The organism is Streptomyces sp. NPDC047453, assembly GCF_040643155.1.
Lineage (GTDB): Bacteria > Actinomycetota > Actinomycetes > Streptomycetales > Streptomycetaceae > Streptomyces.
Map to the genome: position 1 here is coordinate 117,754 of NZ_JBEYTS010000012.1, position 26,305 is coordinate 144,058.

23 protein-coding genes are annotated in these 26,305 nt (G+C 72.5%); 10 read left to right on the forward strand and 13 right to left on the reverse strand.

Going from position 1 to position 26,305, the window contains the following annotated elements; all coding sequences use genetic code 11:
- The first annotated feature begins 130 nt into the window (after positions 1 to 130).
- On the forward strand, positions 131 to 832 hold the full coding sequence (gene snpA / locus ABZ818_RS14185) for a snapalysin (protein WP_361413876.1): 702 nt from the start codon (positions 131 to 133) through the stop codon (positions 830 to 832).
- Positions 833 to 887: 55 nt separating this feature from the next.
- Here the strand turns inward: snpA and ABZ818_RS14190 are convergent, their stop codons facing one another.
- A complete protein-coding gene (locus ABZ818_RS14190; RefSeq protein WP_361413879.1) occupies positions 888 to 2,294 on the reverse strand; it encodes an amino acid permease in 1,407 nt (468 codons plus the stop codon).
- Between the two features lie 348 nt (positions 2,295 to 2,642).
- Here ABZ818_RS14190 and ABZ818_RS14195 point away from each other — a divergent pair, with 348 nt between their 5' ends.
- Positions 2,643 to 3,014 carry a DUF2511 domain-containing protein gene (locus ABZ818_RS14195; RefSeq protein WP_361413882.1) on the forward strand — a complete coding sequence of 124 codons (372 nt, stop codon included), beginning with the start codon at positions 2,643 to 2,645 and terminating at the stop codon, positions 3,012 to 3,014.
- Positions 3,015 to 3,116: 102 nt separating this feature from the next.
- Here ABZ818_RS14195 and ABZ818_RS14200 read toward each other — a convergent pair whose 3' ends face one another.
- Positions 3,117 to 3,878: a DeoR/GlpR family DNA-binding transcription regulator gene (locus tag ABZ818_RS14200; RefSeq protein WP_361413885.1), complete on the reverse strand. Its 762-nt coding sequence runs from the start codon at positions 3,876 to 3,878 to the stop codon at positions 3,117 to 3,119.
- 388 nt (positions 3,879 to 4,266) lie between these two features.
- On the opposite strand from ABZ818_RS14200, the gene ABZ818_RS14205 reads away from it, so the two are divergent.
- From ABZ818_RS14205 to ABZ818_RS14230, 6 genes are all read left to right on the forward strand, one after another.
- Entirely contained in the window at positions 4,267 to 5,802 is a 1,536-nt protein-coding gene (locus ABZ818_RS14205) for an amino acid permease (protein ID WP_361413887.1), read from the forward strand.
- Positions 5,799 to 7,232, forward strand: coding sequence for an FGGY family carbohydrate kinase (locus tag ABZ818_RS14210; protein ID WP_361413890.1), 1,434 nt, complete (start codon positions 5,799 to 5,801; stop codon positions 7,230 to 7,232). The genes ABZ818_RS14205 and ABZ818_RS14210 overlap by 4 nt, the downstream gene beginning before the upstream one ends.
- Entirely contained in the window at positions 7,229 to 8,665 is a 1,437-nt protein-coding gene (locus ABZ818_RS14215; RefSeq protein WP_361413893.1) for an NAD(P)/FAD-dependent oxidoreductase, read from the forward strand. Before ABZ818_RS14210 ends, ABZ818_RS14215 begins: the two co-directional genes overlap by 4 nt.
- The gene (locus ABZ818_RS14220) at positions 8,662 to 9,915 is read left to right on the forward strand and encodes an NAD(P)/FAD-dependent oxidoreductase (RefSeq protein ID WP_361413896.1); all 1,254 of its coding nucleotides are present in this window, start codon (positions 8,662 to 8,664) and stop codon (positions 9,913 to 9,915) included. Before ABZ818_RS14215 ends, ABZ818_RS14220 begins: the two co-directional genes overlap by 4 nt.
- 149 nt (positions 9,916 to 10,064) lie before the next feature.
- Positions 10,065 to 11,573, forward strand: coding sequence for a glycine betaine/L-proline transporter ProP (gene proP, locus ABZ818_RS14225; protein ID WP_361413899.1), 1,509 nt, complete (start codon positions 10,065 to 10,067; stop codon positions 11,571 to 11,573).
- Positions 11,574 to 11,680: 107 nt separating this feature from the next.
- A complete protein-coding gene (locus tag ABZ818_RS14230) occupies positions 11,681 to 12,364 on the forward strand; it encodes an adenosylcobinamide amidohydrolase (RefSeq protein WP_361413902.1) in 684 nt (227 codons plus the stop codon).
- Positions 12,365 to 12,421: 57 nt separating this feature from the next.
- On the opposite strand, the gene paaE is transcribed toward ABZ818_RS14230, so the two are convergent.
- The 10 genes from paaE to paaN all read right to left on the reverse strand — a co-directional run bounded on the left by paaE (position 12,422) and on the right by paaN (position 21,761).
- The gene (paaE, locus tag ABZ818_RS14235; RefSeq protein WP_361413905.1) at positions 12,422 to 13,543 is read right to left on the reverse strand and encodes a 1,2-phenylacetyl-CoA epoxidase subunit PaaE; all 1,122 of its coding nucleotides are present in this window, start codon (positions 13,541 to 13,543) and stop codon (positions 12,422 to 12,424) included.
- Positions 13,543 to 14,055 carry a 1,2-phenylacetyl-CoA epoxidase subunit PaaD gene (gene paaD, locus ABZ818_RS14240; RefSeq protein ID WP_361413908.1) on the reverse strand — a complete coding sequence of 171 codons (513 nt, stop codon included), beginning with the start codon at positions 14,053 to 14,055 and terminating at the stop codon, positions 13,543 to 13,545. The genes paaE and paaD overlap by 1 nt, the downstream gene beginning before the upstream one ends.
- The gene (paaC, locus tag ABZ818_RS14245) at positions 14,049 to 14,906 is read right to left on the reverse strand and encodes a 1,2-phenylacetyl-CoA epoxidase subunit PaaC (RefSeq protein WP_361413911.1); all 858 of its coding nucleotides are present in this window, start codon (positions 14,904 to 14,906) and stop codon (positions 14,049 to 14,051) included. Before paaC ends, paaD begins: the two co-directional genes overlap by 7 nt.
- Before the next feature lie 13 nt (positions 14,907 to 14,919).
- Positions 14,920 to 15,222 carry a 1,2-phenylacetyl-CoA epoxidase subunit PaaB gene (paaB, locus tag ABZ818_RS14250; protein WP_361413914.1) on the reverse strand — a complete coding sequence of 101 codons (303 nt, stop codon included), beginning with the start codon at positions 15,220 to 15,222 and terminating at the stop codon, positions 14,920 to 14,922.
- Positions 15,219 to 16,232 (reverse strand): 1,2-phenylacetyl-CoA epoxidase subunit PaaA, encoded by a 1,014-nt coding sequence (gene paaA, locus ABZ818_RS14255; protein ID WP_361413916.1) that lies wholly within the window; start codon positions 16,230 to 16,232, stop codon positions 15,219 to 15,221. Before paaA ends, paaB begins: the two co-directional genes overlap by 4 nt.
- A gap of 161 nt (positions 16,233 to 16,393) precedes the next feature.
- A complete protein-coding gene (locus ABZ818_RS14260; RefSeq protein ID WP_361413919.1) occupies positions 16,394 to 17,233 on the reverse strand; it encodes an enoyl-CoA hydratase-related protein in 840 nt (279 codons plus the stop codon).
- Positions 17,224 to 18,084: a 3-hydroxyacyl-CoA dehydrogenase family protein gene (locus tag ABZ818_RS14265; RefSeq protein WP_361413922.1), complete on the reverse strand. Its 861-nt coding sequence runs from the start codon at positions 18,082 to 18,084 to the stop codon at positions 17,224 to 17,226. Before ABZ818_RS14265 ends, ABZ818_RS14260 begins: the two co-directional genes overlap by 10 nt.
- Positions 18,081 to 18,836 (reverse strand): enoyl-CoA hydratase/isomerase family protein, encoded by a 756-nt coding sequence (locus tag ABZ818_RS14270; protein WP_361413925.1) that lies wholly within the window; start codon positions 18,834 to 18,836, stop codon positions 18,081 to 18,083. The genes ABZ818_RS14265 and ABZ818_RS14270 overlap by 4 nt, the downstream gene beginning before the upstream one ends.
- The gene (locus ABZ818_RS14275; RefSeq protein WP_361413928.1) at positions 18,833 to 20,056 is read right to left on the reverse strand and encodes a thiolase family protein; all 1,224 of its coding nucleotides are present in this window, start codon (positions 20,054 to 20,056) and stop codon (positions 18,833 to 18,835) included. The genes ABZ818_RS14270 and ABZ818_RS14275 overlap by 4 nt, the downstream gene beginning before the upstream one ends.
- Positions 20,049 to 21,761, reverse strand: coding sequence for a phenylacetic acid degradation protein PaaN (gene paaN / locus ABZ818_RS14280; protein WP_361413931.1), 1,713 nt, complete (start codon positions 21,759 to 21,761; stop codon positions 20,049 to 20,051). The genes ABZ818_RS14275 and paaN overlap by 8 nt, the downstream gene beginning before the upstream one ends.
- Before the next feature lie 95 nt (positions 21,762 to 21,856).
- On the opposite strand from paaN, the gene paaI reads away from it, so the two are divergent.
- Both paaI and paaK read left to right on the forward strand, forming a co-directional pair.
- A complete protein-coding gene (gene paaI / locus ABZ818_RS14285) occupies positions 21,857 to 22,345 on the forward strand; it encodes a hydroxyphenylacetyl-CoA thioesterase PaaI (protein WP_361413933.1) in 489 nt (162 codons plus the stop codon).
- Positions 22,342 to 23,688 (forward strand): phenylacetate--CoA ligase PaaK, encoded by a 1,347-nt coding sequence (paaK, locus tag ABZ818_RS14290; RefSeq protein ID WP_361413936.1) that lies wholly within the window; start codon positions 22,342 to 22,344, stop codon positions 23,686 to 23,688. The genes paaI and paaK overlap by 4 nt, the downstream gene beginning before the upstream one ends.
- A gap of 56 nt (positions 23,689 to 23,744) precedes the next feature.
- On the opposite strand, the gene ABZ818_RS14295 is transcribed toward paaK, so the two are convergent.
- Entirely contained in the window at positions 23,745 to 26,150 is a 2,406-nt protein-coding gene (locus ABZ818_RS14295; RefSeq protein ID WP_361413939.1) for an FG-GAP-like repeat-containing protein, read from the reverse strand.
- Between the last annotated feature and the right edge of the window lie 155 nt (positions 26,151 to 26,305).

Consider the following 26,305-nt stretch of genomic DNA (forward strand, 5'->3'; position numbering starts at 1 on the left):
ATCGTACGAGTCGGCCCCGATAGCTCGGCGCTATCCCCGGTTGCCATCATCCGCAGGCCCGTTGGTGTGCCCGAAACTCCTGCGTGACCGATCGTTCACCACCCCACACGAACGAGTAGGAGCCCCCCACATGAAGGCGTCCCGCACGACCTCCACGTCCGCGAAGACCTCCAGAAGGCTGCTGGCCCTCGCGCTCGGCCTCGGTCTGGCCTCCGCCGCCCTGGGCACCGCGAGCCCGGCGAGCGCCCGGACCGACGACTCCGCGCCGTCCGCCTCCGCCGCCGCGTACGCCCGGTACGCCGGTTCGGCGGAGAGCGCCGCCAACAACAAGGCGTTCTTCGACGCCGTGCTGAAGTCGGTCGCCGAGAAGCAGGCCGCCCATCCGACCCTCCAGGCGGTGACCGTCTCCTACAACGCGTCCCAGGCGCCGAGCTTCGCCTCGCAGATATCGAACGCGGCGTCCATCTGGAACGGTTCCGTGTCCAACGTCAAGCTCCAGGCGACCTCGGGCAGCGCCGACTTCGCGTACTACGAGGGCAACGACTCGCGGGGCTCCTACGCGTCCACGAACGGCCACGGCAAGGGCTACATCTTCCTCGACTACGCGCAGAACCGGCAGTACGACTCGATTCGCGTCACCGCCCACGAGACCGGCCATGTGCTGGGCCTGCCGGACCACTACAGCGGCCCGTGCAGCGAGCTGATGTCGGGCGGCGGTCCCGGCACGTCCTGCACCAACCGCTACCCGGACGCCAACGAGCGCGCCCGCGTCAACCAGCTGTGGGCCAACGGCCTCGCGAAGGCCCTGAAGGAGCTGGCCAAGACGAACTGACGTCCCCCCCACTGGTGCGGGCCGTCCACCCCACAGGGCGGCCCGCATCGCGGGATCAGGCCGCCGCCCTGTTCCGGCGGGCGGCCATCACCGCGTAGACGAGGACGCCCGCGAACAGGAACAGCACGCCCTGGTAGACCGCCGCGTACCCGGCGCCCGCGACGAGCCACAGCGAGAAGGCGGCCGCGCCGCCCGCCACCACGGCGTCGCGCACCAGGCGTGCCCGGTCGACCCGTTCGCGCCGCCCTGAGACGAGGTGGAAGATCTGCGCGGCGGCGGCCAGCAGGTACGGCACGGTCGCGGTGAACGTGGTGACGAGGACCAGGACCTCGAAGACCTTGGCCGAACCCGACGTGTAGTTGTAGACGGTGAGCAGCGAGGCGAGGACGACGGTGACGGCGACGCCGAAGGTCGGGACGCCGCGCCGCCGGCGCGCGAACGCGGCGGGGAACAGGCCGTCCCGGGCCGCGGCGTACGGGGTCTGCGCGCTCAGCAGGGTCCAGCCGTTGAGGCAGCCGGTCATCGACACCAGTGCGGCGAGAGCGACGGCCCATCCGCCCCAGGAGCCGCCGAACATGGCGTTCACGGCGTCCGAGAAGGGCGCGGTGGACTTCACCAGGCGGTCGTGCGCCACCGTGCCGAACACCGAGAGCGTGCCCAGCAGATAGACGAGCGCCGCGCCCGTGGTGCCGATGACGGTGGCCCGTCCCACGTTGCGCCGGGCGTCCTTGACCTCGCCCGCGCTGACGGCCGCGGACTCCACGCCGAGGTAGGAGAAGAGCAGGATCGCGGCGGCGGCGGACACCGCGCCGATCGTGCTGCCGCCGCCCTCGTGGAACGGTCCGAGGTTGCGCGGGTCGAAGAAGAACAGCCCGCCGACGGCGACGAGCAGCAGCGGCACGAACTTCAGAACGGTGGCGACGAACTGTACGGCGCCCACGTACCGGGTGCCCGCGAAGTTGGCGAGCGCGGGCAGCCACTGGAGGGCGAGCGCGGCCAGACACGCCGTCCAGCGGTGGCCGCCCACCGGGACCAGCACGTCGAGGTAGCCGACGGCGGCGACGGCGAGCGCCGCGTTCGACACCCAGGTGGTGATCCAGTACGCCCACGCGGCGAGGAAGCCGGCGAAGTCGCCGAAGGCCTCGCGGGCGTAGACGTAGGGTCCGCCGGTGCGCGGGTTCCGCTCCGCGAGGCGGCCGAAGACCAGCGCCAGGGCGATGGCGCCGAGGGTCAGCACACCGAAGGCGACCAGGCTGACCGTGCCGTACGGGGCGACGGAGGCGGGGAGCAGGAAGATCCCGCCGCCGATGATGTTGCCCATGACCAGGGCGGTGGCGACGGGCAGCCCGAAGCGCCGGGCGTGCCGGCCGGAGTTTTCGGTGGGGTCTTCGGCGGGAGTGTGGTCCGCGGGGGTCTCCCGCGGTGCCGGAGCCGACTGAGGGACGGTTCCGGTGACGTGCATGGGGTGGTGCGCCTCTCTTCGAACTGGTGCCCGGGATGGCCGGGACGGACCCCATGGTCGGCCATGGTCGGACACGTCACCAAATCGCACCCTTTTGTTCTGTATCAACCCGCTCGGTACCGCAAAAGATGAGCCACCGGGCGTCCCTGGCCGCCAATCGTCCTGCGCCGTCTCCGCCGTCCGGCCGGACCGTTTCCCTCGGTCCGTCCGGACCGCGGAACCCCTGTCCGAGGTCGCCGCCCCAACTGACCGTCACGATCCCATCACAGAGCCGACATCATCTCCACCGTTGTTGTTAACCAGCCAGATGATGTTGTTTTCAGCCCCACGACATGCCCAAGGGGGATCATGCGCATCCGTGTCACCGCCGTTGCGGCCGCAGTCTTCGGTTGTCTCGCCCTGACCGGCTGCACCGGCACCGCCGACCGCAACACCACCGAAAACGCCGAGCCCGCCACCACCCAGGGCGACGGCGACTCGACGGGCTACGTCACCGAACGGACCATCACCCCCTGGCCGTTCACCGTCGCCTCCGGCAACCTCGCCTGCGCCGGCGAAGCCGTCACCTTCATCACCGCCGAAGGTACCTACGGTCTCAACAGCCGCGCCCGGCAGAAGCACCCCGGCCCCGACCCCATCTGGGCCGGCGACCCCAACAACCCCGGCAAGAACATCTCCCTCGACGCGGTCATCAGCCGCGGCCTGGAGCTCTGCAAGTAGACCGGCCCCGCCTTCCGTCACGGGCGCCCCACCCATGGCGCCCGTGGCGGCGGCCCGGGCTCGCCGGCCCCTGCCGCGCGGGCCGGCCGGAGTCCGGGCGGATCACCCCACGACGACCGTCGCCCCGGCCCGGGTGAGGGCGGTGCGCAGATCGGCCGGGCAGGGCCGGTCGGTGACGAGGGTGTCGAAGCCGTCCAGCTCGCATACGCGGTGGGCGGCCGTGCGGCCGAACTTGCTCGAATCGGCCAGCACATAGCGGTGGGAGGCGTTGGCGAGCATGGCCCGCTTGGTGGCGACCTCGTCGAGGTGGAAATCGGTGAGGCCGTAGGGGGCTATCCCGCCCGACCCGAGGAAGACGGCGTCCGCGCGCAGGTTGCCGAAGAACTCCACCGCCTGGGCGTTGGAGCAGGCGAGGTCGCCCGCCCTGAGCCGTCCGCCGCTGACCAGGACCTCCACCCGGGGACGTGTGCTGACCTCCGCGGCCACGAGCAGGGACGGGGTGGCGATGACCCCGGCGTGGTCGGCGGGCAGTGCGCGGGCCACCTCCAGAGCCGTGGTGCCGACGTCGATGACGATGGTCTGGTTCGGCTCGATGAGTGCCGCCGCCGCCCGGCCGATGGTCTCCTTCTCCGCCGCGAGGCTGCCGCTGCGTTCACTGAAGGGCGCCTCCTCCCCGACCGGCGCCTGGGCGCTGGTGGCGCCGCCGTGCACCCGGGAGAGCTCACCGCGCCGCTCGAGCAGGGCGAGGTCCCTGCGGACCGTTTCGTGGGAGACGCCGAGCAGCGTGGTCAGGTCGTCGGTGGTGACGAACTTCAGCCGGGCGATCTCGGCGACGATTCTGCGGTGGCGCTCGGCGGCGAGCACATCCCACCTCCTGGGGGGCGAGTGACCGTTTCTGTGGATCTGTGACTGCATTCTACGGTCGGCCGCTGCCGTGCCGGGCCAGGCTTCCTCGTCTTCGCGTAGGCCCCCTCGGTCGCCGCGCACGGTGAACGACCCTTGACGGCTGACGGGCAAGGGTCCACACTTTCGGTAACGCGCGGTCAACGATCCACAGAAACGGTCATTCAGTGGGTTGCCGAGACCGCTTCGGCCACGGACCTGTGCACCATCACGGGCCCCACCGCCCCTCAGGCGGACAGGCCCCGGCAGACCCCGCGGGGCGTGCCCGCACAGCCGACCGGGTTCGGTTGCTCACGTTCACTGGCTCTCGCACTCCACGGCGGGGCACTCTGAAGCAGGGAAAAGAGTCATGGCACACGCAGAATCAGGTCCCCACAGATCAGGAACAGGCGCCCCCGGCGAGGGCGAGCCCAAGCCGCGGATGGCGCGAGAGCTCGGCTGGTACGCCTCGTTCTCGGTGGCCTTCGGGTTCGTCTCCATCGCCACCGGCATCTTCACCACCTACGGCTCGGTGCTCGCGACCTCCGGCCCGCGGGGCATCTGGGCCTGGCCGATCTCCGTGATCGGCCAGCTCTCCATCGCCCTGGTCTTCGGCGCCCTCGCCGCACGCATCCCGATCAGCGGCTACTCGTACCAGTGGGTGTCACGGATCGTGGGCCCGGTATGGGGCTGGATCATGGGATGGATCTCGTTCGCCTTCCTGGGCGTGGTCCTGGTCGCCGTCGACTACACGATCGCCTCCACCATCCTTCCGGAGCTGTTCCGCTACGTCGGCACCACGCAGAACGCCTGGGTGATCACCGCTGGCGTCGTACTGCTCCAGGCCCTCCTCGTCGCCGCCTCCACCCGCACCACCCACCGGGTCAACAGCGTGGCCGTGACCGTGCAGCTCGTCGGCATGATCGCCCTGACCGTGCTGCTGTTCGCGGTGGGCGCCTTCACCGGCAAGCTCGACTTCGGGCACCTCTTCGACACCGGGACCGTCCCCGAGAGCGGCTACTACGCCCTGGGCGGCGGCACCACGGCCGGACCGTTCGCCCTGGCGTTCCTGCTCGGCGCGTTCACCATCGTCGGCTTCGAGTCGGCGGCCAACCTGGCCGAGGAGACCAAGAACCCGGCCCGGGTCATCCCCAAGGCCATGGTCCAGGCCGTGCTCTCGCTGGGCGTGCTCGGCTTCCTGTTCCTGGTGGCGGTCACCGCGGCGGCCGGCCGGGTCGACGGTGTCGGCGCGTCGGCCACTCCCGTGGCCACTGTCATCACCGCCGTGCTCGGCTCGGTCGTCGGCAAGATCCTGCTGGTCCTGGTCGTCGTGTCGATCTTCTCCTGCGGACTGGTGATCACCCTCAGCGGCACCCGGCTGGTCTACGCGATGTCCCGCGACGAGCGCTTCCCCGGCTGGCGGCTCCTCAAGCGCCTCGACCGGCGCACCGCCACGCCCCTGAACGCCTCGGTGTTCATGATGCTCATCGCGCAGATCATCCTCGCGGTCTTCTCCCGCTCCACCGACGCGCTCTTCCAGCTGTTCTCCGCCGGAACCCTGCTGCCCGCCCTCATCTACGCCGGAACCGTCGCGATGTACGCCATCAAGCGCCGCTCCCTGCCCGCGTCCCAGGGCTTCTCGCTGGGCCGCTGGGAAGTGCCGGTGCTGGTCGTCGCGGGCGTCTGGCTGGTGTACGAACTGCTGATCTTCCGGGATGCTTCCTTCCGTGCCCCGTGGACCTACGTCCTCGTCCTGTTCGCGATCGGTGCCGCCTACTTCACCGGTCTGCTGATCCGGCGCGGGCGCGACGGGCTGACCATGCCGGACATGGCCGACGTCGACCGCGCCCTGGACACCGCCGACGGCACGTCCGCGGGCGCCGCCGGGGAAGGGAGCGCACGATGACCGCGATCCTCGCCATCGACCAGGGCACCTCGGGCACGAAGGCCATCGTGGTCGACCCCGAGGAGGGCACCGTCGCCATCGCCGAGGAGACCGTCCGCCCCACCTACCTGAACGGCGGCGGGGTCGAGCAGAACCCGCACGAACTGCTTGACTCCGTCCTCAACGCCGGCCGCCGCGCGGTGAGCGCGGCCGGCCGTCCCATCGCCTGCGTCGCCCTCGCCAACCAGGGGGAGACGGTCCTGGCCTGGGACCCGGCCACCGGAACACCCCTGACCCAGGCGCTCGTATGGCAGGACCGGCGCGCGCAGAGCGTCTGCGACGAACTGGCCGAGCACGCCGAGAGCGTCGCCCGGCGCACCGGCCTCGTCCTCGACCCGTACTTCTCCGCGCCCAAGATGGCCTGGCTGCGGCGCAACCTCACCCGCGACGGGGTGGTGACGACCACCGACACCTGGCTGGTGCACCACCTCACGGGGGAGTTCGTCACCGACGCCTCCACCGCCAGCCGCTCACTCGTCCTCGACCTGGACACCGCCGCCTGGGACGAGGGACTCCTGGACCTGTTCGGTCTCGGCGGCGAACGGCTGCCCCGCATCGCCGCCTGCGACGAGGTCGTCGGCACCACCCGGGCCTTCGGCCAGGAGATGCCGGTGGCCGGGCTGATCGTCGACCAGCAGGCGGCCCTGGTCGCGGAGCGCTGCCTGGAGCCGGGCACCGCGAAATGCACGTACGGCACCGGCGCGTTCCTGCTGGCGAACACCGGCCTGAACCCGGTGCGCTCCAGCGCAGGACTGACCACCTCGGTGGCCTGGCGCGCGGCCGGACGGACGCCGTACTGCGTGGACGGCCAGGTCTACACCGTCGCCTCGGCGGTGCGCTGGCTCCAGGACCTCGGCCTCATCCAGTCCGCGACCGACCTGGACACGCTGGCGGCGGCCGACGCCGAGGGCGTGCTGTGCGTGCCCGCGTTCGCCGGCCTCGCCGCCCCCTGGTGGGCACCGGAGGCCACTGCCTCCTTCACCGGCATGACCCTGGCCAGCCGACGCGAACACCTCGTCCTCGCCGTGCTCCAGGGAATCGCCGCGCAGGTCGCCGAGCTGGGCACCCTGGTCGCCAGGGACCTCGGCCGGCCCCTGACCCGGCTGCGCGCGGACGGCGGACTGACCAACTCCGCCGTCCTCATGCAGGCCCAGGCCGACATCGCGCAGATGCCGGTCGACATCTACCCCCACGCCCACGCCACCCCCCTGGGGGCGGCCGCACTGGCCCGCTGCGCCCTCGATCCGGCGCTCGGGCTCGAAGAAGCCGTCGGCGACTGGCAGCCGACCACCGTTTACGAACCCCGCTGGTCCGCCGACCGGGCCGAGGAGTTCCGCACCGCATGGGCGCAGGCCGCGACGGCCCGTGCCACCGAGGGAGACCATTCATGACCGCCACCCCGCACCGCCCCCACGACGACGTCCACGACGTCGCGGTGATCGGCGGAGGCATCGTCGGCGCGGCGATCGCACGCGAACTGTCCGGCTACGACGTCCGCGTCGCGCTGCTCGACGCCCGCGACGACGTCGGCGACGCCACCAGCAAGGCGAACACCGCGATCCTGCACACCGGCTTCGACGCCAAACCCGGCACGCTCGAATCCCGTCTGGTCGCCCGCGGCTACCACCTGCTGAGTGCCTACGCCGAAGCCACCGGCATCCCCGTCGAACACACCGGTGCCGTGCTGGTGGCCTGGACCGACGAGGAACTCGGCGCGCTGCCCGGACTGAAGGAGAAGGCCGAGGCCAACGGCTACCCGCACTGCCGGATCATCGGCGCCGACGAGGTCTACCGACTGGTCCCCGACCTCGGCGAGGGAGTGCTGGGCGGCCTGACCGTACCGGACGAGTCCATCATCTGCACCTGGACCACGAACCTCGCCCTGGCCACCGACGCCCGGCAGCGTGGCACCACGATCCTGCTCGAACACGCCGTGACCGGCGTCGACACAGGGGACCAGGAGACCACCCTGCACACCTCGGCCGGTGACGTACGGGCCCGCTGGGTCGTGAACGCCGCCGGTCTCGGCGCCGACCACATCGACCGGCTCTTCGGCCACGACCGCTTCACCGTCACCCCCCGCCGCGGTGAACTCTTCGTCTTCGACAAACTCACCTGCCCCATGGTGAACAAGATCGTGCTGCCGGTGCCCTCCTCCCGGGGCAAGGGCGTACTGATCTCCCCGACCATCTACGGCAACGTCATGCTCGGCCCCACCGCCGAGGACCTCACCGACCGTACCGACACCGCCACCTCCGAAGACGGCTTCGACTTCCTGCTCACCAAGGGCGAACGCCTCATGCCGCGCCTGCTGGCCGAAGAGGTCACCGCCAGCTACGCCGGGCTGCGCGCCGCGATCGACCACCCCGACTACCTCGTCGAAGCCACCCCCCGGCAGCGCTACCTCCTCGTCGGCGGGATCCGCTCCACCGGCCTGACCGCAGGCATCGCCATCGCCGAACACGCCCGCACCCTGCTGGAGGAGGCCGGCCTGACCCTGCGCCCGCGCGCCGACCTGCCCGAGCCGCCGCGGATGCCCAACATCGGCGAAGCCACCCAGCGCCCCTACCAGGACGCCGACCTCATCGCCCGCGACCCCGCCTACGGCACCATCGTCTGCTTCTGCGAACGGGTCACCGAGGGCGAGATCCGCGACGCCTGCCACGCCCCGGTACCCGCCCGCAGCCTGGAGGGACTGCGCCGCCGCACCCGCGCGATGAACGGCCGCTGCCAGGGCTTCTTCTGCGGCGCGGCCGTCGCCGCCCTGCGCGAGAAGCACCACACCCACGACGGCTGCCGCAGCCAGCACAAGGACAACCGATGACCCACCAGCCGCCCCTGACCACGCCCGACGTCCTCATCATCGGCGGCGGGCCCGCGGGCCTGACCGCCGCCGCCGAACTGGCCGGACGCCGGGCCGGCCGTGTCCTCGTCGTCGACCGGGAGCAGGACGCCGGCGGCATCCCCCGGCACAGCGACCACACCGGCTACGGCCTGCGCGACCTGCGCCGCGTGATGACCGGACCCGACTACGCCCGCCACCTCGTGCGGCAGGCCACCCGGGCCGGAGCGGAGATCCGCATCCGCACCATGGTCACCGGCTGGGCCGACGAGGACACTGTCGACGTCACCAGCCCCGACGGGCGCTACCGGATCCGGCCGCGCGCCATCGTGCTGGCCACCGGCGCCCGCGAACGGCCCCGCACCGCACGCCGCATCCCCGGCGACCGCCCCCACGGCGTCTACACCACCGGCCAGTTGCAGAACCTCGTCCATCTGCACCACCAGCCCGTCGGCAAGCGGGCCGTCATCGTCGGCGGCGAACTCGTCAGCTGGTCCGCGGCCGTCACCCTGCGCGAGGCCGGCTGCACCCCCGCCCTCATGGTCAGCCAGTACCCGAAGGCGGAGTCCTACGCCGCCTTCAACGCGGCCGGTCGCACCGTGCTGCGCGTCCCTGTCGCCACCCGCACCCGCGTCACCCGCGTCATCGGCAAGGGCCGCTGCCAGGCCGTGGAGATCGAGCACCTCGACACCGGCCGACGCCGCACGGTCGCCTGCGACACCGTCGTCTTCACCGGCGACTGGATCCCCGACCACGAACTCGCCCGTTCCGCCGGCATCACCCTCGACGAAGGCACCCTCGGCCCCCTCACCGACACGGCGCTGCGCACCAGCCGCCCCGGCGTCTTCGCCGCCGGCAATCTGCTGCACCCCGTCGACACCGCAGACGTCGCCGCCCTCGACGGCAGGCACGTCGCCCAGCAGGTCGTCCACCACCTGAACGGCGAGGACCGGCCGGCCGAGGGCGTCCGACTGACCGCCGACGACCCCTTCCGCTGGGTCGCCCCGCAGATCCTGCGGCCGAACGACCCCGCACCCGCCCGGGGGCGCCTGCTGCTGTGGACCGACGAGTTCGTCCGCTTCCCCAAGGTGACCGTCCGCCAGGACGGACGCACCCTCGCCCGCCGCACCCTCGCCTGGCCGGCCGCCCCCGGTCGCGTCTTCCGCGTCCCCGCCGGCCTGCTCGACGACGTCTCGCCCACCGGCGGGCCGGTCCGCATCGGTCTGCACTGACCCCCGGACGGCCGCTCGCGGGCACACCCGGTGCCCGTGTGGGGAATGTCGCTCTCTCCCGGGTGAACCGTTTGCTGCCGACATGAGTGAGCAAGCGGAGCCATGGACGTCTGCGCGCCCAGAAGACGCCCGGGAGAGAGGAGACCCACATGGTGGACAAGGAAACCGGCGCCGCCGCGGCGGATGCCGATCCCGAGGCTCTCAAACGCCACCGGACGCTGTTCAGGGCCGTCAGACGGCGCCGGAACCCTCCACTGCGGCGCACCGACATCACCGTCACCGACGAGGCCGCCGTGCAGCGGGCCGTGAAGGCCGCCTCGCTCGGCAACGCCATGGAGTGGTTCGACTTCGGCATCTACAGCTACCTGGCGGTCACCATCGGGCACGTGTTCTTCCCGTCCGGGAACGGCACCGTCCAGCTGCTGTCGTCGTTCGCGACCTTCGCGGTGTCCTTCCTGGTGCGTCCCCTGGGCGGCATGGTCTTCGGTCCGATGGGCGACAGGATCGGCCGCAAGAAGGTCCTCGCCCTGACCATGATCATGATGGCGATCGGCACGTTCGCCATCGGCCTGATCCCCTCCTACGCCACCATCGGCTTCTGGGCCCCCGCCCTGCTGATCCTCTTCCGGCTGGTGCAGGGCTTCTCCACGGGCGGTGAGTACGGAGGCGCGTCCACGTTCATCGCCGAATACGCGCCGGACCGGCGGCGGGGCTTCTTCGGCAGCTTCCTCGAACTCGGCACGCTGGCCGGCTACGTCGGCGCGGCCGGCCTGGTGACGCTCCTGACCGCGCTGCTCGGCAACGGCGGCATGGACTCCTGGGGCTGGCGCGTACCGTTCCTCGTCGCCGGCCCGATCGGGCTGATCGGCCTGTACCTGCGGCTGCGACTGGACGAGACGCCCGCGTTCCGGAAACTGGAGGACGACTCCGTGCACCGGGCGTCCGAGGCGGCTTCCACCGTGGAGGCGACCGCCAGGGGAGACGTGGCGAAGATCTTCCGGAACCACTGGCCGACGCTGATCCTGTGCGTCTGCCTGGTCGGGGCCTACAACATCACCGACTACATGCTGCTGTCCTACATGCCGACCTACCTGTCGGACCGGATGGGGTACTCCGAGACACACGGCCTGCTGATCCTGATCGCCACCATGGTGGTGCTGATGCTGCTGATCAGCCAGGTCGGCAAGCTGTCCGACCGGCTCGGCCGGAAACCGGTCCTCATGACCGGCATGCTCGGCTTCCTGCTGCTCTCCGTACCGGCGTTCCTGCTGGTCGAGCAGGGCAGCCTGGTCGCGGTGTCCGCGGGCATGCTGATGCTCGGGCTGTCGCTGGTGTGCCTGCTCGGGACGATGTCCGCGGCGCTGCCCGCCCTGTTCCCCACCCAGGTCCGCTACGGCTCGCTGTCCATCGGCTACAACCTCTCCGCCTCCCTCTTCGGCGGGACGACCCCCCTGGTGATCACCGCGCTGATCTCGGTCACGGGCAGCGACCTGATGCCCGCGTACTACTCCATGGCCGCGGCGCTCGTCGGCGTGATCTCGGTGGCGTGCATGAAGGAGACGGCCCGCCGACCGCTGGACGGCTCCCCGCCGTCCGTCGCGACCCCGGAGGAGGCCGCGGAACTGGTCGAGAGCCAGGCGTCGTTGCCGAAGTTCTGACCGGCCGGCGCGAGAGTGCGGGCGGGCAGCCGGACCCGGCCCGTCGGACTCGGGCCCCTCCGCGTACCATCAGCGGGCCCGTTCCGTCAGCAAGGAGTGCCGAGTTCGTGACCTCCGTCGTCGCGCCGTTCACAGCTGCCGGTCTGCCGGCCCCGCGGTGGCTGACCCGTACCGAGGACGGGCTGCGGCTGCCCGCGCTGGTGTGGCATGTCGGTCCGGGGTGGCGGATGGTCAGCAACGCCGTGCTCGGCGGCGGTATCGGAGAGCGCGCCTGGGTCCTCAACGCGCAGGTGGCCCACGGCTATCGGCGTACCGACCCCGAACGGCACCTCGCCGAGCTGGCCGGGGCGGCCGGGCTGGACGGCGCGGGGGTGGGTCTGATGACCGCCGCCGATGTCACGGCTCACGGCAGCGCCGAGGACGGCGGTGCCACCGCGGTCGCCACCGCGGGCATCCGGGTGCGCGGATGGGCCGCTTCCCCGGCACCGGGGACGGATGGCCCTGGCGCGCCCGGCACCATCAACGTCGTCGCCGCGCTCCCGGCCGCCCTGTCGGACGCCGCACTGGTCAACGCCGTGGTCACCGCGACCGAGGCCAAGGTCCAGGCGCTGCTGGAGGCGGGCTACGACTGCTCCGGCACCCCCACCGACGCCGTGTGCGTGGCCGCCCGTACCCCGGGCGACGGCGACGAACTCCACACCTTCGCCGGACCGCGCTCGCTGTGGGGCGCGCGTCTGGCCCGCGCCGTTCACGGGGCGGTGCGTACGGCCCTGCCCGTTCCCGGGGAGTGAGCAGCGCGTCCAGCCGGCAGGCCGCCGCCACCGCCGAGTGCCGCCCTCACGTGGGCCTCAGCTGTCGAAGTCGACGGTCAGGGAGTCGGACACGGGGAACGTCTGGCAGGTCAGGACGTAGCCGGCGTCGACCTCGGAGGGCTCCAGCGCGTAGTTGCGCCGCATGTCGGCCTCGCCGTCGGTGACCAGGGCGCGGCAGGTGCCGCACACGCCGCCCTTGCAGGCGAAGGGCATGTCCGGGCGTACCCGCGTCGCCCCGTCCAGGATCGTCGTCTCGCGGGAGAGCGGGGACGTGGTGGAGCGGCCGTCGAGCGTGATGGTGACCTGGCTGACCGGGCCGTCGCCCGTGGCGTCCTCGTGGCGGACCGTGCGGATCGGCTCGTCGTCGGCGAAGAACAGTTCCTGGTGGACGCGGTCCGCCGGGACACCGAGGTCCCCGAGCAGCTTCTGCGCGTCGCGGACCATGCCGTGCGGGCCGCACAGCCACCAGTGGTCGGCGCTCTTCACGTCGACGAGCCCGTCGATGAGGGCGGCCAGGCGCTCGGAGTCCAGGCGCCCCGAGAGGAGTTCGGCCTCGCGCGGCTCGCGGGACAGGACGTGCCCGAGCTGGAAGCGGGTGGGGTAGAGGTCCTTCAGGTCGGCGAGCTCGTCGGCGAACATCACCGTGTCGGTACGGCGGTTGCCGTAGAAGAGGGTGACCTGGGAGCGGGAGTCGGCGGCCAGGACGGACTCGGCGATGGACATCATCGGGGTGATGCCGGAACCGGCGGCGATCAGGACGTGGTGGCCCGGTTCGGCGAGGTCGGGGGTGAAGGCGCCGGTGGGGGCCATCACCTCGATGGTGTCGCCGGGGCGGACGTTCTCCACCAGCCAGGAGGAGAACAGGCCGCCGGGCACCACGCGCACGCCGATGCGGGGGCGGGCGCCGACGGGGGAGCAGATGGAGTACGACCGGCGCTCGTCGCGCCCGTCGACCTCGCGGCGCAGCGTGAGCGACTGGCCAGGACGGTAGGCGAACTCCTGCGCCAGCTCCTCGGGTACGTCGAAGCTGACGGCGGCCGCGTCCGAGCACAGCGGCTGCACCGCGGCGACCCGCAGCGGGTGGAAGGCCGGACGGCGGCGCCGCCGCGCGGGGGCGGCGGACACGTCGGTCTCCGTCGTCGTGGTGGTCGGGGCCATCAGATCTCCTTGACGTACTCGAACGGCTCAAGACAGCTGCGGCAGCGCCACAGTGCCTTGCAGGAGGTGGCGGCGAAGCGGGACGTCTCCTCGGTGTCCGACGACCCGCAGCGGGGGCACGCCACCGCGCGCCGGGTGAGGGACAGCTCCAGCGGCACGGGTCCGCCGGCGCGCCGGGGCGCGCTGCCGGGAGGCGCGATGCCCGCCTCGGTGAGCTTTCGCCGGCCCTCGGCCGTGATCCAGTCCGTCGTCCACGGCGGGTCGAGGACGGTACGGATCTCCACCTGGGAGAAGCCGGCCGCACGCAGTCGCGCGGCCACGTCGGCGCGCATCTCCGCCATCGCGGGACAGCCGGAGTAGGTGGGGGTCAGCCCGGCGACGACCGTGCCGTCCGGCCGCAGCTCGACGGTGCGCAGCACGCCGAGGTCGGCCAGGGTGAGCATGGGCAGCTCCGGGTCCGGGACCTGCTCGGCCACATGCCGCGCACGCCGCTCGTCCAGTGCGCTCACCATGTCGCCTCCGGGTGCGCGCGGGCCACGCCCTGCAACTCCTCCAGCAGCGGGGCCAGATGCTCGGTGTGGTCGCCTTCCCTGCCCTGACCGGGCAGCGCCTCGGCCTCGGGCGACTCAAGACCGGCGGCGTCGAGGACCTGCCCGAGCACGGCCGCCGTCTCCTCCCGCACGTCCGCCGGGTCGACGCCGAAGCCCGGTCGCGGCGCGAAGAGTTCGGCCGTGTACGGGGCCACGGCGGCCAGCGCCGCCCGCATCCGCCGGTGGGACTCCTCCGTGCCGTCGCCCAGGCGCACCACCCAGTCCGCCGCGAACTGCCGGTGGTAGGCCAGCTCGTTGACGCCCTTGGCGGCGATCGCCTTCAGGACCGGGTCCTGCGTGGTGGCGGCGAGCCGCTGGAAGACGGCCAGGCGCCAGCAGGACAGCACCAGCAGCCGGGTGACCGAGAACGCGAAGTCTCCGTTGGGGAGTTCGGCGAGCCGGACGTTGCGGAAGTCCGCCGGGTCCCGGAAGTAGGCGTAGGCGTCCTCGTCCCGGCCGGTGCCGTCGACCTGGCCGGCGCGTGCGTACAGCAGCCGTGCCTGGCCGAGCAGGTCGAGGCCGATGTTGGCCAGGGCGACCTCCTCCTCCAGCTCCGGGGCCCGGGTGCACCACTGGGCCAGGCGCTGCGCGCCGACCAGGGCGTCGTCCCCGAGGGCGAGGCAGTACGCGGCCAGCTCGGCGGGCTCGACCGTGTCCGGCACGGTGGTGTCGACGCCGTGCAGCGGGTCCTCGAAACCGGTGCCGAAGGCCCAGCGGGCATCCGACTCCCCGTGGTCCTCGGCCAGGGACAGGTAGACGTGGTCGTCGCTCATGTCCGTCCTGCTCCTAGATGTGAGGGACATCGTCGGGGATGTCGTAGAAGGTGGGGTGCCGGTAGACCTTGTCGGCGCTGGGCGCGAAGAAGGGGTCCTTCTCGTCGCGGGTGGAGGCGGCTATGTGCTCCGAGCGCACCACCCAGATGCTCACGCCCTCGTTGCGCCGGGTGTACAGGTCGCGGGCGTGGGTGAGCGCCATGGCGTCGTCGGCCGCGTGCAGCGAGCCGACGTGCACGTGGTTCAGGCCGCGCTTGCCGCGGACGAACACCTCGTACAGCGGCCAGCTGTCCTTCTTCCCCTCGGTGTTGCTCATGCCGCCGTTCCTTCCTCGTTGTTCCCAGCGTCCCGGGTGGCCCCGGACCGGGCGGCCCGCTTGGCCGCGTGCGCGGACGCCGCCTCGCGCACCCAGGCACCGTCCTCGTGCGCGGCCTTCCGCCGTGCCACGCGCTCCTCGTTGCACGGCCCGTCGCCGCTGATCACGCGCTTGAGCTCGGACCAGTCGGGGGTGCCGAAGTCGTGGTGGCCACGCTCCTCGTTCCAGCGCAGCTCGGGGTCGGGCAGGGTGACGCCCAGCTTGGCGGCCTGCGGGACGGTCATGTCGACGAAGCGCCGGCGCAGTTCGTCGTTGCTGTGCCGCTTGATCTTCCAGGCCATCGAGGCCGCGGAGTTGGGGGAGTCGCCGTCGGGCGGGCCGAACATCATCAGGGACGGCCACCACCAGCGGTTCACCGCGTCCTGGACCATCTCGCGCTGGGCGTCGGTGCCGCGCATCATCGTCATCAGCAGCTCGTAGCCCTGCCGCTGGTGGAACGACTCCTCCTTGCAGATCCGCACCATGGAGCGGGCGTAGGGGCCGTACGAACTGCGGCACAGCGGCACCTGGTTGCAGATCGCCGCGCCGTCGACGAACCAGCCGATCACGCCGACGTCCGCGAAGGTCGGCGTCGGGTAGTTGAAGATCGACGAGTACTTCTGCCGGCCCTCGATGAGGCGCTCGGTGAGGTCGGCGCGGTCGGCGCCCAGGGTCTCGGCCGCCGAGTACAGGTACAGGCCGTGCCCGGCCTCGTCCTGGACCTTCGCGAGGAGGATGGCCTTGCGGCGCAGTGAGGGGGCCCTGGTGATCCATTCGCCCTCGGGCTGCATCCCGATGATCTCCGAGTGGGCGTGCTGCGCGATCTGCCGGATCAGCGTCTTGCGGTAGCCCTCGGGCATCCAGTCCCGGGGCTCGATCCGCTGGTCCTTCGCGATCGTCGCGTCGAACTGCTCCTGGAGCCGCTGCTCCGCGCTGTCGCCGTTCGACACTGCGCCGTGTGACGTGGTCATCGATACCAGCTTCCCTACCGACCATTCGTTCGGGTAATAGTCTGTCGAATTTTCCCGGCCCCGGCAACCCCTGATCCGGGATCGCCCCGACCGCACGCGGCAGCCGGGCGGTACGAGGGCCGCCGCCGCGTCCGGCGCCCCTCGCTTCAGCGGCCTACTGCTCAGCGGCCCTCGAAGGACGGCTTCTCCTTGGCGAGGAAGGACCGCACGGCGCCGCGGTGGTCGTCGGTGGCGCCGAGGCGCTCCTGGGCCGCCGCCTCACGTTCCAGCACCCCGCTCAGCCCCGCCCCGGCCGCCGCGTACCGCAGCAGCGCCTTGACCTCGCCGTACGCGGCGGTGGGTCCGGCCGCCAGCCGCCGGGCCAGCGCCAGCCCCTCGGCCGCCGCCTGCCCGTCGGGCACGACCCGGTGCACCAGCCCCGACCGCTGTGCGTCCTCGGCGTCGAAGCGGTCGCCGAGCAGCATGAGGGCGGCGGCACGCGACGGGCCGACCGCCTGGGCCAGCGACAGGCTCAGACCGCTGTCGGCGGCCAGCCCGATCCCGGTGAACGCGGTCGAGAAGCGCGCGCTCTGCGACGCCACCCGCACATCGGCGCACAGCGCGAGCCCCAGTCCGGCCCCGACGCACGCGCCCTCGACCGCCACGACCACCGGTACAGGCAGCGCGTGCAGCGCTTCCACCAGGGGGTTGTACTCGGCGCGCACCACGGCGAACGCCGACGCCGGGCCGCGCTCCAGGGCCTCGGCGTGCTCCTTGAGGTCCTGTCCGACGCAGAAGTTCCGGCCCTGGGCGGTCAGCAGCACCGCGCGGACCGGCTCGCCGTCCCCGTCGCCGGCCACCCGGCGGACGGCGGACTGCAGCCCGGACCGCAGGGCCGTGTCGAGCGCGTTACCCGCGGCGGGCCTGCGCAGTTCGACGACCGCGACGCCGTCCTCGACGCGGTAGCCGACACCCTGCCCCGCCGCGTCGGGCGAGGCCGCTTCCGGCGGGGTCACTGCCATGTGTAGAACCCCTGTCCCGACTTGCGGCCCAGTTCGCCCCGGGCCACCTTGTCGCGCAGCAGCTGCGGCGGGGCGAACCGCTCCCCGAGCGTGGCGTGCAGGTACTCGGCGATGGCCAGGCGGACGTCGAGCCCGACCAGGTCGGTCAGGCGCAGCGGGCCCATGGGGTGCCTGTAGCCGAGGCTCATCGCGTCGTCGATCGCCTCCGGCTCCGCCACCCCCTCCTCGACCATGCGGATCGCCTCCAGGCCGAGCGCCAGGCCGAGACGGCTGCTGGCGAAGCCGGGGGAGTCGTTGACGACGACGTCCTTCTTGCCCAGCGCCCGGGTCCAGTCCAGGGCGGCCCGTACGACCTCGGGCGAGGTCTCCGGCGCCACGACGATCTCGATCAGTTCGGAGGCGGGCACGGGGTTGAAGAAGTGCATGCCCAGGAAGCGGCCCGGCACCTTCAGCGCCGCGGCCAGGTCGGTGACCGACAGGGAACTGGTGTTGGTGGCCAGCACGGTCGTGTCGTCCACCGCCGCCTCGGCCGCGGCGAGCAGCCCGGCCTTCAGTGCCGCGTTCTCGGGCACGGCCTCGACGACCAGCTCGGTGCCCGGCGCCAGCCCCTCCACGGACTCGGCGGTCGTGACCCGGGCGAGCACCCGCTCGGCGGGCTCGGCCAGGCGGCCGCGCTCGGCGGCCCGCCGCAATCCGGTGGCGATCCGGTCCACGGCGGCCGCCGCGGCCTGCGCGCCGCTCTCCACGACGGTCACCGACGAGCCGGCGGCCGCGAACGACTGCGCGATGCCGGCCCCCATCCGGCCGCCGCCGATCACACCGACGACGGCGGGCACGGTCGGACTGCTCATGCCTTGCTCCTGTTCTTCTTCGCCAGAAAACGCGTCATGCGGTCCTGCTTGTCCTGGCCCTCGAAGAGCACGGCCTGCGCCAGGTCGTCGGCGACCGGGTGCGCGCCCGGCGCGTCGACGACGAGCTTGGTCAGGCGCAGCGCGGTGGCCGAGGACCGAGCCATGCGGTCCAGCAGCGCGTGCGCCTCGTCCAGCAGCCTCTCCGCCGGTACGACGTCGATGACCAGACCCGCGGCCAGGGCCGCCGGGGCGTCCAGGTTCCGCCCCGCGAGCAGCACTTGCTTGGCGACCGACTCGCCGACCAGCTCGGGAAGCCGCCAGCACGCTCCGGCAGCCGCCAGGATGCCGAGCCCCGGCTCCGGATTGCCGAAGACGGCGTCGGGGCCCGCGATACGGATGTCGCAGGCGTAGGACAGCTCCGCCCCGCCGCCCAGCGCCCAGCCGTCGACGGCGGCCACGGTCGGCATGGGCAGCCGGCGCACCCGCTCGAACAGGCGGCTGTTGATCCCCTGAAGCGCCTCGTCCCGGCCCCGCCGCAGCAGCTCCGCGATGTCCGCGCCGCCCGCGAACACGTTGCCGTGGCCGGTGAGCAGCAGCAGCTTCGGATCGTCCTCCAACAGGTCGCACACCGCGTGCAGTTCGCGGATCATGAGTCCGCTGATCGCGTTGCGCGCCTCGGGGCGGTGCAGGGTCACCACGACCCGGTCCTCGCGCTCCTCGACGAGCAGCGTCTCGTACGCGTCCCGGCTCACACCCGCTCCACCAGCATCGCCATGCCCTGTCCCACGCCCACGCACAGCGTCGCCAGGCCCCGGCGCGCGTCCTCGCGCTCCAGGCGGCCGAGCAGCGTGAGCAGGATGCGGGCGCCCGAGCAGCCCAGCGGGTGGCCGAGCGCGATGGCGCCGCCGTCGGCGTTGACCCGGTCCTCGTCGAGATTGAGCCGGCGTACGACGGCCAGCGCCTGCGCGGCGAAGGCCTCGTTGAGCTCGACGGCGTCCAGGTCGGCGGTCTGCCAGCCGGCCCGGCCCAGCGCCTTCTGCGTGGCGGGAACCGGGCCCAGGCCCATGAGGTTCGGCTGCACGCCGGCCGAGGCGGAGGTGACGACACGGGCGCGCGGGGTGAGCCCGTACCGGTCGACGGCCGCCGCGCTCGCCACGACCAGGGCCGCCGCGCCGTCGGACAGCGGGGAGGCCGAGCCCGCGGTGACGATGCCGTCCTTGCGGAAGAGGGTGCGCAGGGAGCCCAGCTTCTCCAGCGTCGTCGACGGGCGCGGCCCCTCGTCGCGTTCCACCAGGCCGTCCTTCACCGGGACCGGGACGATCTCGCGGTCGAAGTGCCCGGCTTCCTGCGCGGCGACGGCCCGGCGGTGGCTGCGCAGCGCGAAGGCGTCGGAGTCGGCGCGGGTGATGCCGTCGAGGGCGGCGACCTCCTCGGCCGTCTCGCCCATGGACAGGGTCGTCTTCACCGTCTCCGGACCGGCCCCGGTGGGCACCGCGCGGTCGGCGGCGGCGAAACGCGGATTGGTGAAGCGCCAGCCCAGGGACGTGTCGTGCAGCTCGCCCGGCTTGGCCCACGGGGTGCCCGGCTTCTCCATCACCCACGGGGCGCGGGTCATCGACTCCACGCCGCCCGCGACGACGAGGTCGGCCTCGCCGGACCGGATCGCCTGGGCCGCCGAGGCGACCGCGGTGAGGCCCGAGGCGCACAGCCGGTTGACGGTGTAGCCGGGCACGGTGTGCGGGAGCCCGGCGAGCAGGACGGCCATGCGTGCCACGTCGCGGTTGTCCTCACCCGCCTGGTTGGCCGCGCCCAGGATCACCTCGTCCACGGCCTCGGCCGGGATCGCGGCGCGGCGCACGGCCTCACCGACCACCAGCGCCGCCAGGTCGTCGGGCCGTACGGAGGCCAGGGCGCCGCCGTAGCGGCCCTGCGGGGTGCGGGCCCCGTCGATCAGATAGACCTCGTCAGGCATGGGTGCTCTCCTCGATGGCGACGGGGCGGCGCGACTGGAGCGTCGCGAAGCGGCCGGTGACGAACGCGGGGTCGGACAGGGTGGCGCTGGCCGCGGGGTTGGCGGCGCTGCCGTGGAAGTCGCTGAACGCGGCGGACTGGTTGACGAAGACCTGGCCGGTGAGGTTCTCCGACAGGTGGACTCCCGCCTCCAGGGCCGCCGACTCGGCGGCGGCGAGGACCTCTTCGCTCGTGGAGTGCACGGCGGCGGTCAGCGCGCCGTGGGCGCGCACCGTCTCACGGAAGATCCGCAGGCTGTGCTCGGTGGAGTCGGTGGCGATGACGAAGGAGACGGGCCCGAACCACTCGCGGGTGTACGTCTCCTCGTCCGCCCCCGCGTCCAGGCGCGCCACCAGCGGCGTACGGACGGTGGCCGCCGGGTGCTCGGGGTGCTCCACCGGCTGCGAGGCGTGCACGATGGTGCCCAGCGCCGCCGCCTTCTCCAGCCGGTCGAGCACGCCGTCGTTGACGATGGCGCCGAGCGTGCCGGCCGCCCGCTCCGGGTCGCCGAGCAGCTTGTCCAGCGCGGCGCCCAGGTCCGCGGCGAACTCGTCGGCGGTCCTGACGCCCTGGTCGGTGGCGATGCCGGCGCGGGGGATCAGCAGGTTCTGCGGGGTGGTGCACATCTGGCCGCTGTAGAGGGACAGCGAGAAGGCGAGATTGCGCAGCAGCCCGCGGTAGTCGTCGGTGGAGTCCAGGACGACCGTGTTCAGGCCCGCCTTCTCGGTGTACACGGCGGCCTGGCGGGCGTTGGTCTCCAGCCAGTCGCCGAACTCCGTGGAGCCGGTGAAGTCGATGATGCGGACGTCCGGGTGGAGCGCGAGGGAGCCCGCGGTGTGCTCGCCGGGCTCCTCGGCGGCGAGGATCACGAGATCGGGGTCGAAGCCGGCCTCGGCGAGGACCTCGCGGGCGGTTCGCACGGTGAGCGCCAGTGGCAGCACGGCGCCCGGGTGCGGCTTGACCACCACGGGGTTGCCGGTGACCAGGCTGGCGAACAGGCCCGGATAGCCGTTCCAGGTGGGGAAGGTGTTGCAGGCGATCAGCAGGGAGACACCGCGTCCGACCGGCGTGAACTTCTTGTCCATCACCAGCGCCCCGCCCTTGCGCTGGGGCTTGGTCCAGCGCGCCGAGCGCGGGTGCCGCTTCTGCTCCGCCCAGGCGTAGGCGACGGCCTCCAGGCCGCGGTCCTGCGCGTGCGGGCCGCCCGCCTGGAACGCCATGACGAAGGCCTGTCCGGTGGTGTGCTGCACGGCGTGCGCGTTCTCGAAACTGGCCGCGTTCAGCCGGGCCAGGATCTCGGCGGCGACGCCGGCGCGTACATCGGGGCCCGCGTCGCGCCAGGGGCCCGTGGCGGCCTTGGCGGCTGCCACCGCCTCCTCGGGCGAGACCCGGGGGTAGCCGATGCCGAGGCCGAAGCCGTAGGGGGAGGTCTCGGCGGCCTGCACGGTCCCCTCCCCGGGGTGCCCGGGCAGCGCGAACGGCTTGCCCAACTGGTCCCGGAAAGCGGCCTCACCGAGCTTCGGGGCCTCCTCGCCGTACACCGACTTGCTGGGCGACTCCGGGTACGGAGTCCAGTGGTCCCGGCTCTCGGTGGCCGCGACCGCCGCCTCCAGCAGCTCACGGTGGCGGGCGAAGAAGTCGACGGGCTCGGGAGTGGTGCGGGGCATGCGGTCCACCTCTTGACAGGCAGTGGTGATGCTTGATTACTTGGCTTTGCCGACGCTAACCGAATGTTCGGTCGGTACACAAGGTGGTGGAAAACGTGACGCAGGCCACTGACGTCGATCCCGGTCCGGTCGAGACGATGTTCGCCGCGGACCTGGCTTCCCGGAATCTCGGCATCGAGCTGACGCACCACGGCGAAGGGACCGCCGAGGTGCGGATGACCGTGACGCCGGCGATGGTCAACGGGCATCGGATCGCCCACGGCGGCTTTCTCTTCCTGCTCGCCGACACCGCGTTCGCCTGCGCCTGCAACAGCCACGGACCCGTGACGGTCGCGGCGGCGGCCGACATCGTCTTCATCGCCCCGGCCCATGAGGGCGACGTCCTCGTGGCGACGGCCTGCGAGCGCACCCGGTACGGCCGCAGCGGGATCTACGACGTGAGTGTCCGGCGTATCAACGACAGCCCGCGCGAAGCGCGGTCCGTTGAGGGTGGTGGCGGGAGACGGGCGGGCGACGAGGTGATCGCGGAGTTCCGCGGGCGCAGCCGCAGCCTACGAAGCGAGAAGACGAAGGAGTCGCAATGAGCAGCGAAGTGACGGCCCCGGTGGATCAGGGGCCCCGGCTGGGACAGCCCCTCCCGGACGAGCTGCTGGACAGCGCCGAGCGCATGACCCGCGAGCAGCTTCGCGATGTGCAGCTCAGCCGGCTCCGCGCGACCCTCCGCCACGCCTACGACAACGTCGAGCTGTACCGCAGGAAGTTCGACGAGGCCGGGGTGGCCCCCGACGACTGCCGCTCCCTCGAGGACCTGGCCCGCTTCCCCTTCACCACCAAGGCCGACCTGCGCGAGACGTACCCCTTCGGTATGTTCGCCGTCCCCATGTCCGAGGTCCGGCGCATCCACGCCTCCAGCGGCACCACCGGCCGCCCCACCGTGGTCGGCTACACCGAGAACGACCTGTCGACCTGGGCCGACCTCATCGCCCGCTCCATCCGCGCCGCGGGCGGCCGGCGCGGCCACAAGGTCCACATCTCCTACGGCTACGGCCTGTTCACCGGCGGCCTCGGCGCGCACTACGGAGCCGAGCGCGCCGGATGCACCGTGATCCCCGCCTCCGGCGGCATGACCGCGCGCCAGGTGCAGATCATCCGGGACTTCGAGCCCGAGATCATCATGGTCACGCCCTCCTACATGCTGACCCTGCTCGACGAGTTCGAGCGGCAGGGCGTGGACCCGCGCACCAGCTCCCTGAAGGTCGGCATCTTCGGCGCCGAGCCCTGGACGGAGGCGATGCGCCGCGAAATAGAGGACCGCATGGACATCCATGCCGTCGACATCTACGGACTGTCGGAGGTCATGGGCCCGGGTGTGGCGCAGGAGTGCGTGGAGACCAAGGACGGACTGCACGTCTGGGAGGACCACTTCTGTCCCGAGGTCGTCGACCCGATCACCGGTGAGGTGCTGCCCGACGGCGAGAGCGGCGAGTTGGTGTTCACCTCGCTGACGAAGGAAGCCCTGCCGATCATCCGCTACCGCACGCGTGACCTCACCCGTCTGCTGCCCGGCACCGCACGGCCCGCCTTCCGCCGTATCGAGAAGATCACCGGCCGCAGCGACGACATGATCATCCTGCGGGGTGTGAACGTCTTCCCGAGCCAGATCGAGGAGGTCGTGCTGCGCGTGCCCGACGTCGCGCCGCACTTCCAGATCCAGTTGACCCAGCGAGGCCGCATGGACCACATGACGGTCCACATCGAGGCCCGTCCCGGCGCCGGGTCGGAGCAACGCGAGGTGGCGGCCAGGACGATCACCAAGGGCGTGAAGGACTCGGTCGGCATCAGCGTCGAGGTGTGCGTGGTCGATCCGGAGAGCCTGGAGCGCTCGGTGGGCAAGATCCGCCGGGTCCGGGATCTGCGCCGGGGATGAGGCCCGGCCCTGGCCGCCGCGACCGGTGGACACGACCACCGGTCGCGGCGTGACGGTCAGGGCGCCAGGTTCTGCCCGAGGTGGGCGCCGGCGGGTGTGCCCAGGGCGATGTCGCGCAGGGCGACGGTCCGGGCCAGGCCGAAGCCGGTGCCGCTGACGGGTGTGTACAGCAGCAGGCCGTTGCCCGCGTCCTCTCCTTCCGCGCCGAAGACGAGCCCCGCGCGTCCGTGACCGGTCATGTCCGTCAGGGCGACGGAGGAACCGAACCGGTCGCCCGTCTCCGCCGCGTCCAGGATCCCGGGGGTGTCCTGGTTGAGGGCGAAGGAGCCGGTGGTCGTCAGACCGGACGCGGAGCCCCGGAGCAGGGTCGCCTGCCCGGCGTCGCGGTGGTGGACGCCGTCGCGGGTCAGGCCTTCTCCGGGGGCGCCGACGAGGACGTCCGCGTAGCCGTCCGCGTCGTGGTCCCCGACGGAGACCGCCTCGCCGAAGCCGTCACCGGCCCGGTCGGTGCCCGCCACGCCCACACCGTCCTGGTGGACGACCTTCATACCGCTGATGGTGAGCCCGGTCGCCGCACCGCGGACCACGGTGACCTGGCCCCCTGCCGCACCGCCCGATTCCGGGGCGTGGGGCTGGCCGATGACGAGGTCGTCGTACCCGTCGCCGTCGATGTCGCCCGCGGCGACGCAGCGGCCGCCCCGCACCGGGAGGACTCCCCGCTCGGTCAGCCCGCGCGCGGAGCCGGCGAACCACACCACGCGCCCGGTGCCGTCCGTGCCGGTGTAATTGAGGGCGACGTCCGCGTAGCCGTCCCCGTTGAAGTCGCCGGTCGTGGCGTCCAGGTGGGAGACCGGGCCGTTGGCGGTGGTCAGCGGCCCGGAGGTGGTGGCGCCCGCGGTCAGCCGTGCGCTCCAGGTGCCGCCGTTGCCGGTACCGGCCGCGAAGACGTCCGCGCGGCCGTCGCCGTCGAAGTCGCCGACGGCGACCGCCGAGCCGAACCGCGCCCCGGCCGGTTCGACGCCGGAGGTGGTGTACGAGAACCCGGAGTTCAGACGGGGCCCGTACAGGACGGTGACCGCGCCCCGGTCGGCGTGCCCGTGGCCGTCGTCCTTGCCGGGCACGCCGATCGCGAGGTCGGCGTAGCCGTCGCCGTTGACGTCGCCCCACGCGGTCGCGGCGCCGAAGTGGTCGCCGGGCGCGGAGGAGCCGGGGACCCCGGGGCTGTCCTGGGTGATCGTCACCTTCGAGGCTGCGGCCGGGCCGTCGAGGCCGCCCGGGATCACCGTCACGCCGCCGGCGCCGCCCGACGCCCTGGGCATGCCGGCGGCCAGGTCGCCGGTGCCGTCGCGGTTGAAGTCGGAGGTGGGCGGCGCGTGCGAGATCCCCGGTGTCCCGGCCAGCTCGGCGATCCGGGCGGCCTCCCCGGCGGTACCGCCGCCGTCGGCACGGGCACCGCTGCCGGTGCCCAGCGCGACCTTGCCGGCCGGGTCGATGCCGTACATCCCGAACTTCCACGCCACGATCCGCGCGATGGCGTCCCGCGCGGCCGGGCTCGGCTTTGCGGTCGTGAAGTCGCCGATGAAGGAGATGCCGACCGTGCCGGTGTTGGCACCGCGCTCGTGCGCGCCGACCACCGGCAGGTCCGTGCCGCCGCCGCGGCCCTCGAAGACCTGACCGCAGCGGTCGACGACGAAGTTGTAGCCGATGTCCTCGTAGCCACGCGCGAGGTGACCCTGCTGGAGGGTGCGCAGTCGTGCGCCGGACTGGGCGCAGGAGAGCTCGTTGTCGCTGCCTGCCCCGGTGTCGTGGACGACCGCGGCCTCGATCCGCGTTCCGTACCTCGGCGTGCTGCCGTGTCCGGTCCAGGCTCCCCACTCCGCCTGGGTGATGACCGGCGGCCGCACCACCGTCGACGGGCGCGCGGCCGGGACGATGCGCGGTGCGCCGCCCGGCGCGGGCCCGGTGGCCTGGGCGGACCCGGTGGACGAGACGGGCCCGGACCCAGTCGAGCCCCTGGACCCCGTACCGGGATCCAGCAGCTTCACGTCCAGTCCCGCGGGCAGACCCGTGGCGGGCGTGCCGTCGTCCTTGAGGACCCGCACCTCAACACCGTCGGCGTCACCGGTCCACACGGAAGCGGTGCCGCCCCGGATCCCGGCCCGCCGGGCCTCCGCCCCGTCGGCGGACAACGGGTCGTCCGGCAGCCTCCGCCAGTCCGACCACTCGCCGGTCGCCACCGAGCGGGAGCGCAGCTCGGCGGTGCCGCCCAGCTCGGCACGCGGGTCGTCCCAGGTCAGCAGCGCGGCACTGAACCGGTCCGTGTCCCACTGAGGCAGCGCCCAGTGCCCCTCGCCCTGGTCTGCCGGCCGCAGCGTCTGCACGGCCGGTATCCGCCCATGCCCCCGCGGCTGTTCAGCCGGATACGCCATCGCGTAGGTGACGACTCCGGCCCCCGTCAGCACGGCGGCCCCACCCGTCAGCCACACTCGCCGGTTCAGGCTCCGTAACGCGTTCGCCCGCCCAGTTCGGCGACCCACCATCCCACCCCAAGAAAGTCCGACGCTCGGCACGCGTGTCACAGGTGCCACTAGCCAAGCGCACGGACCTCACCAGGTGT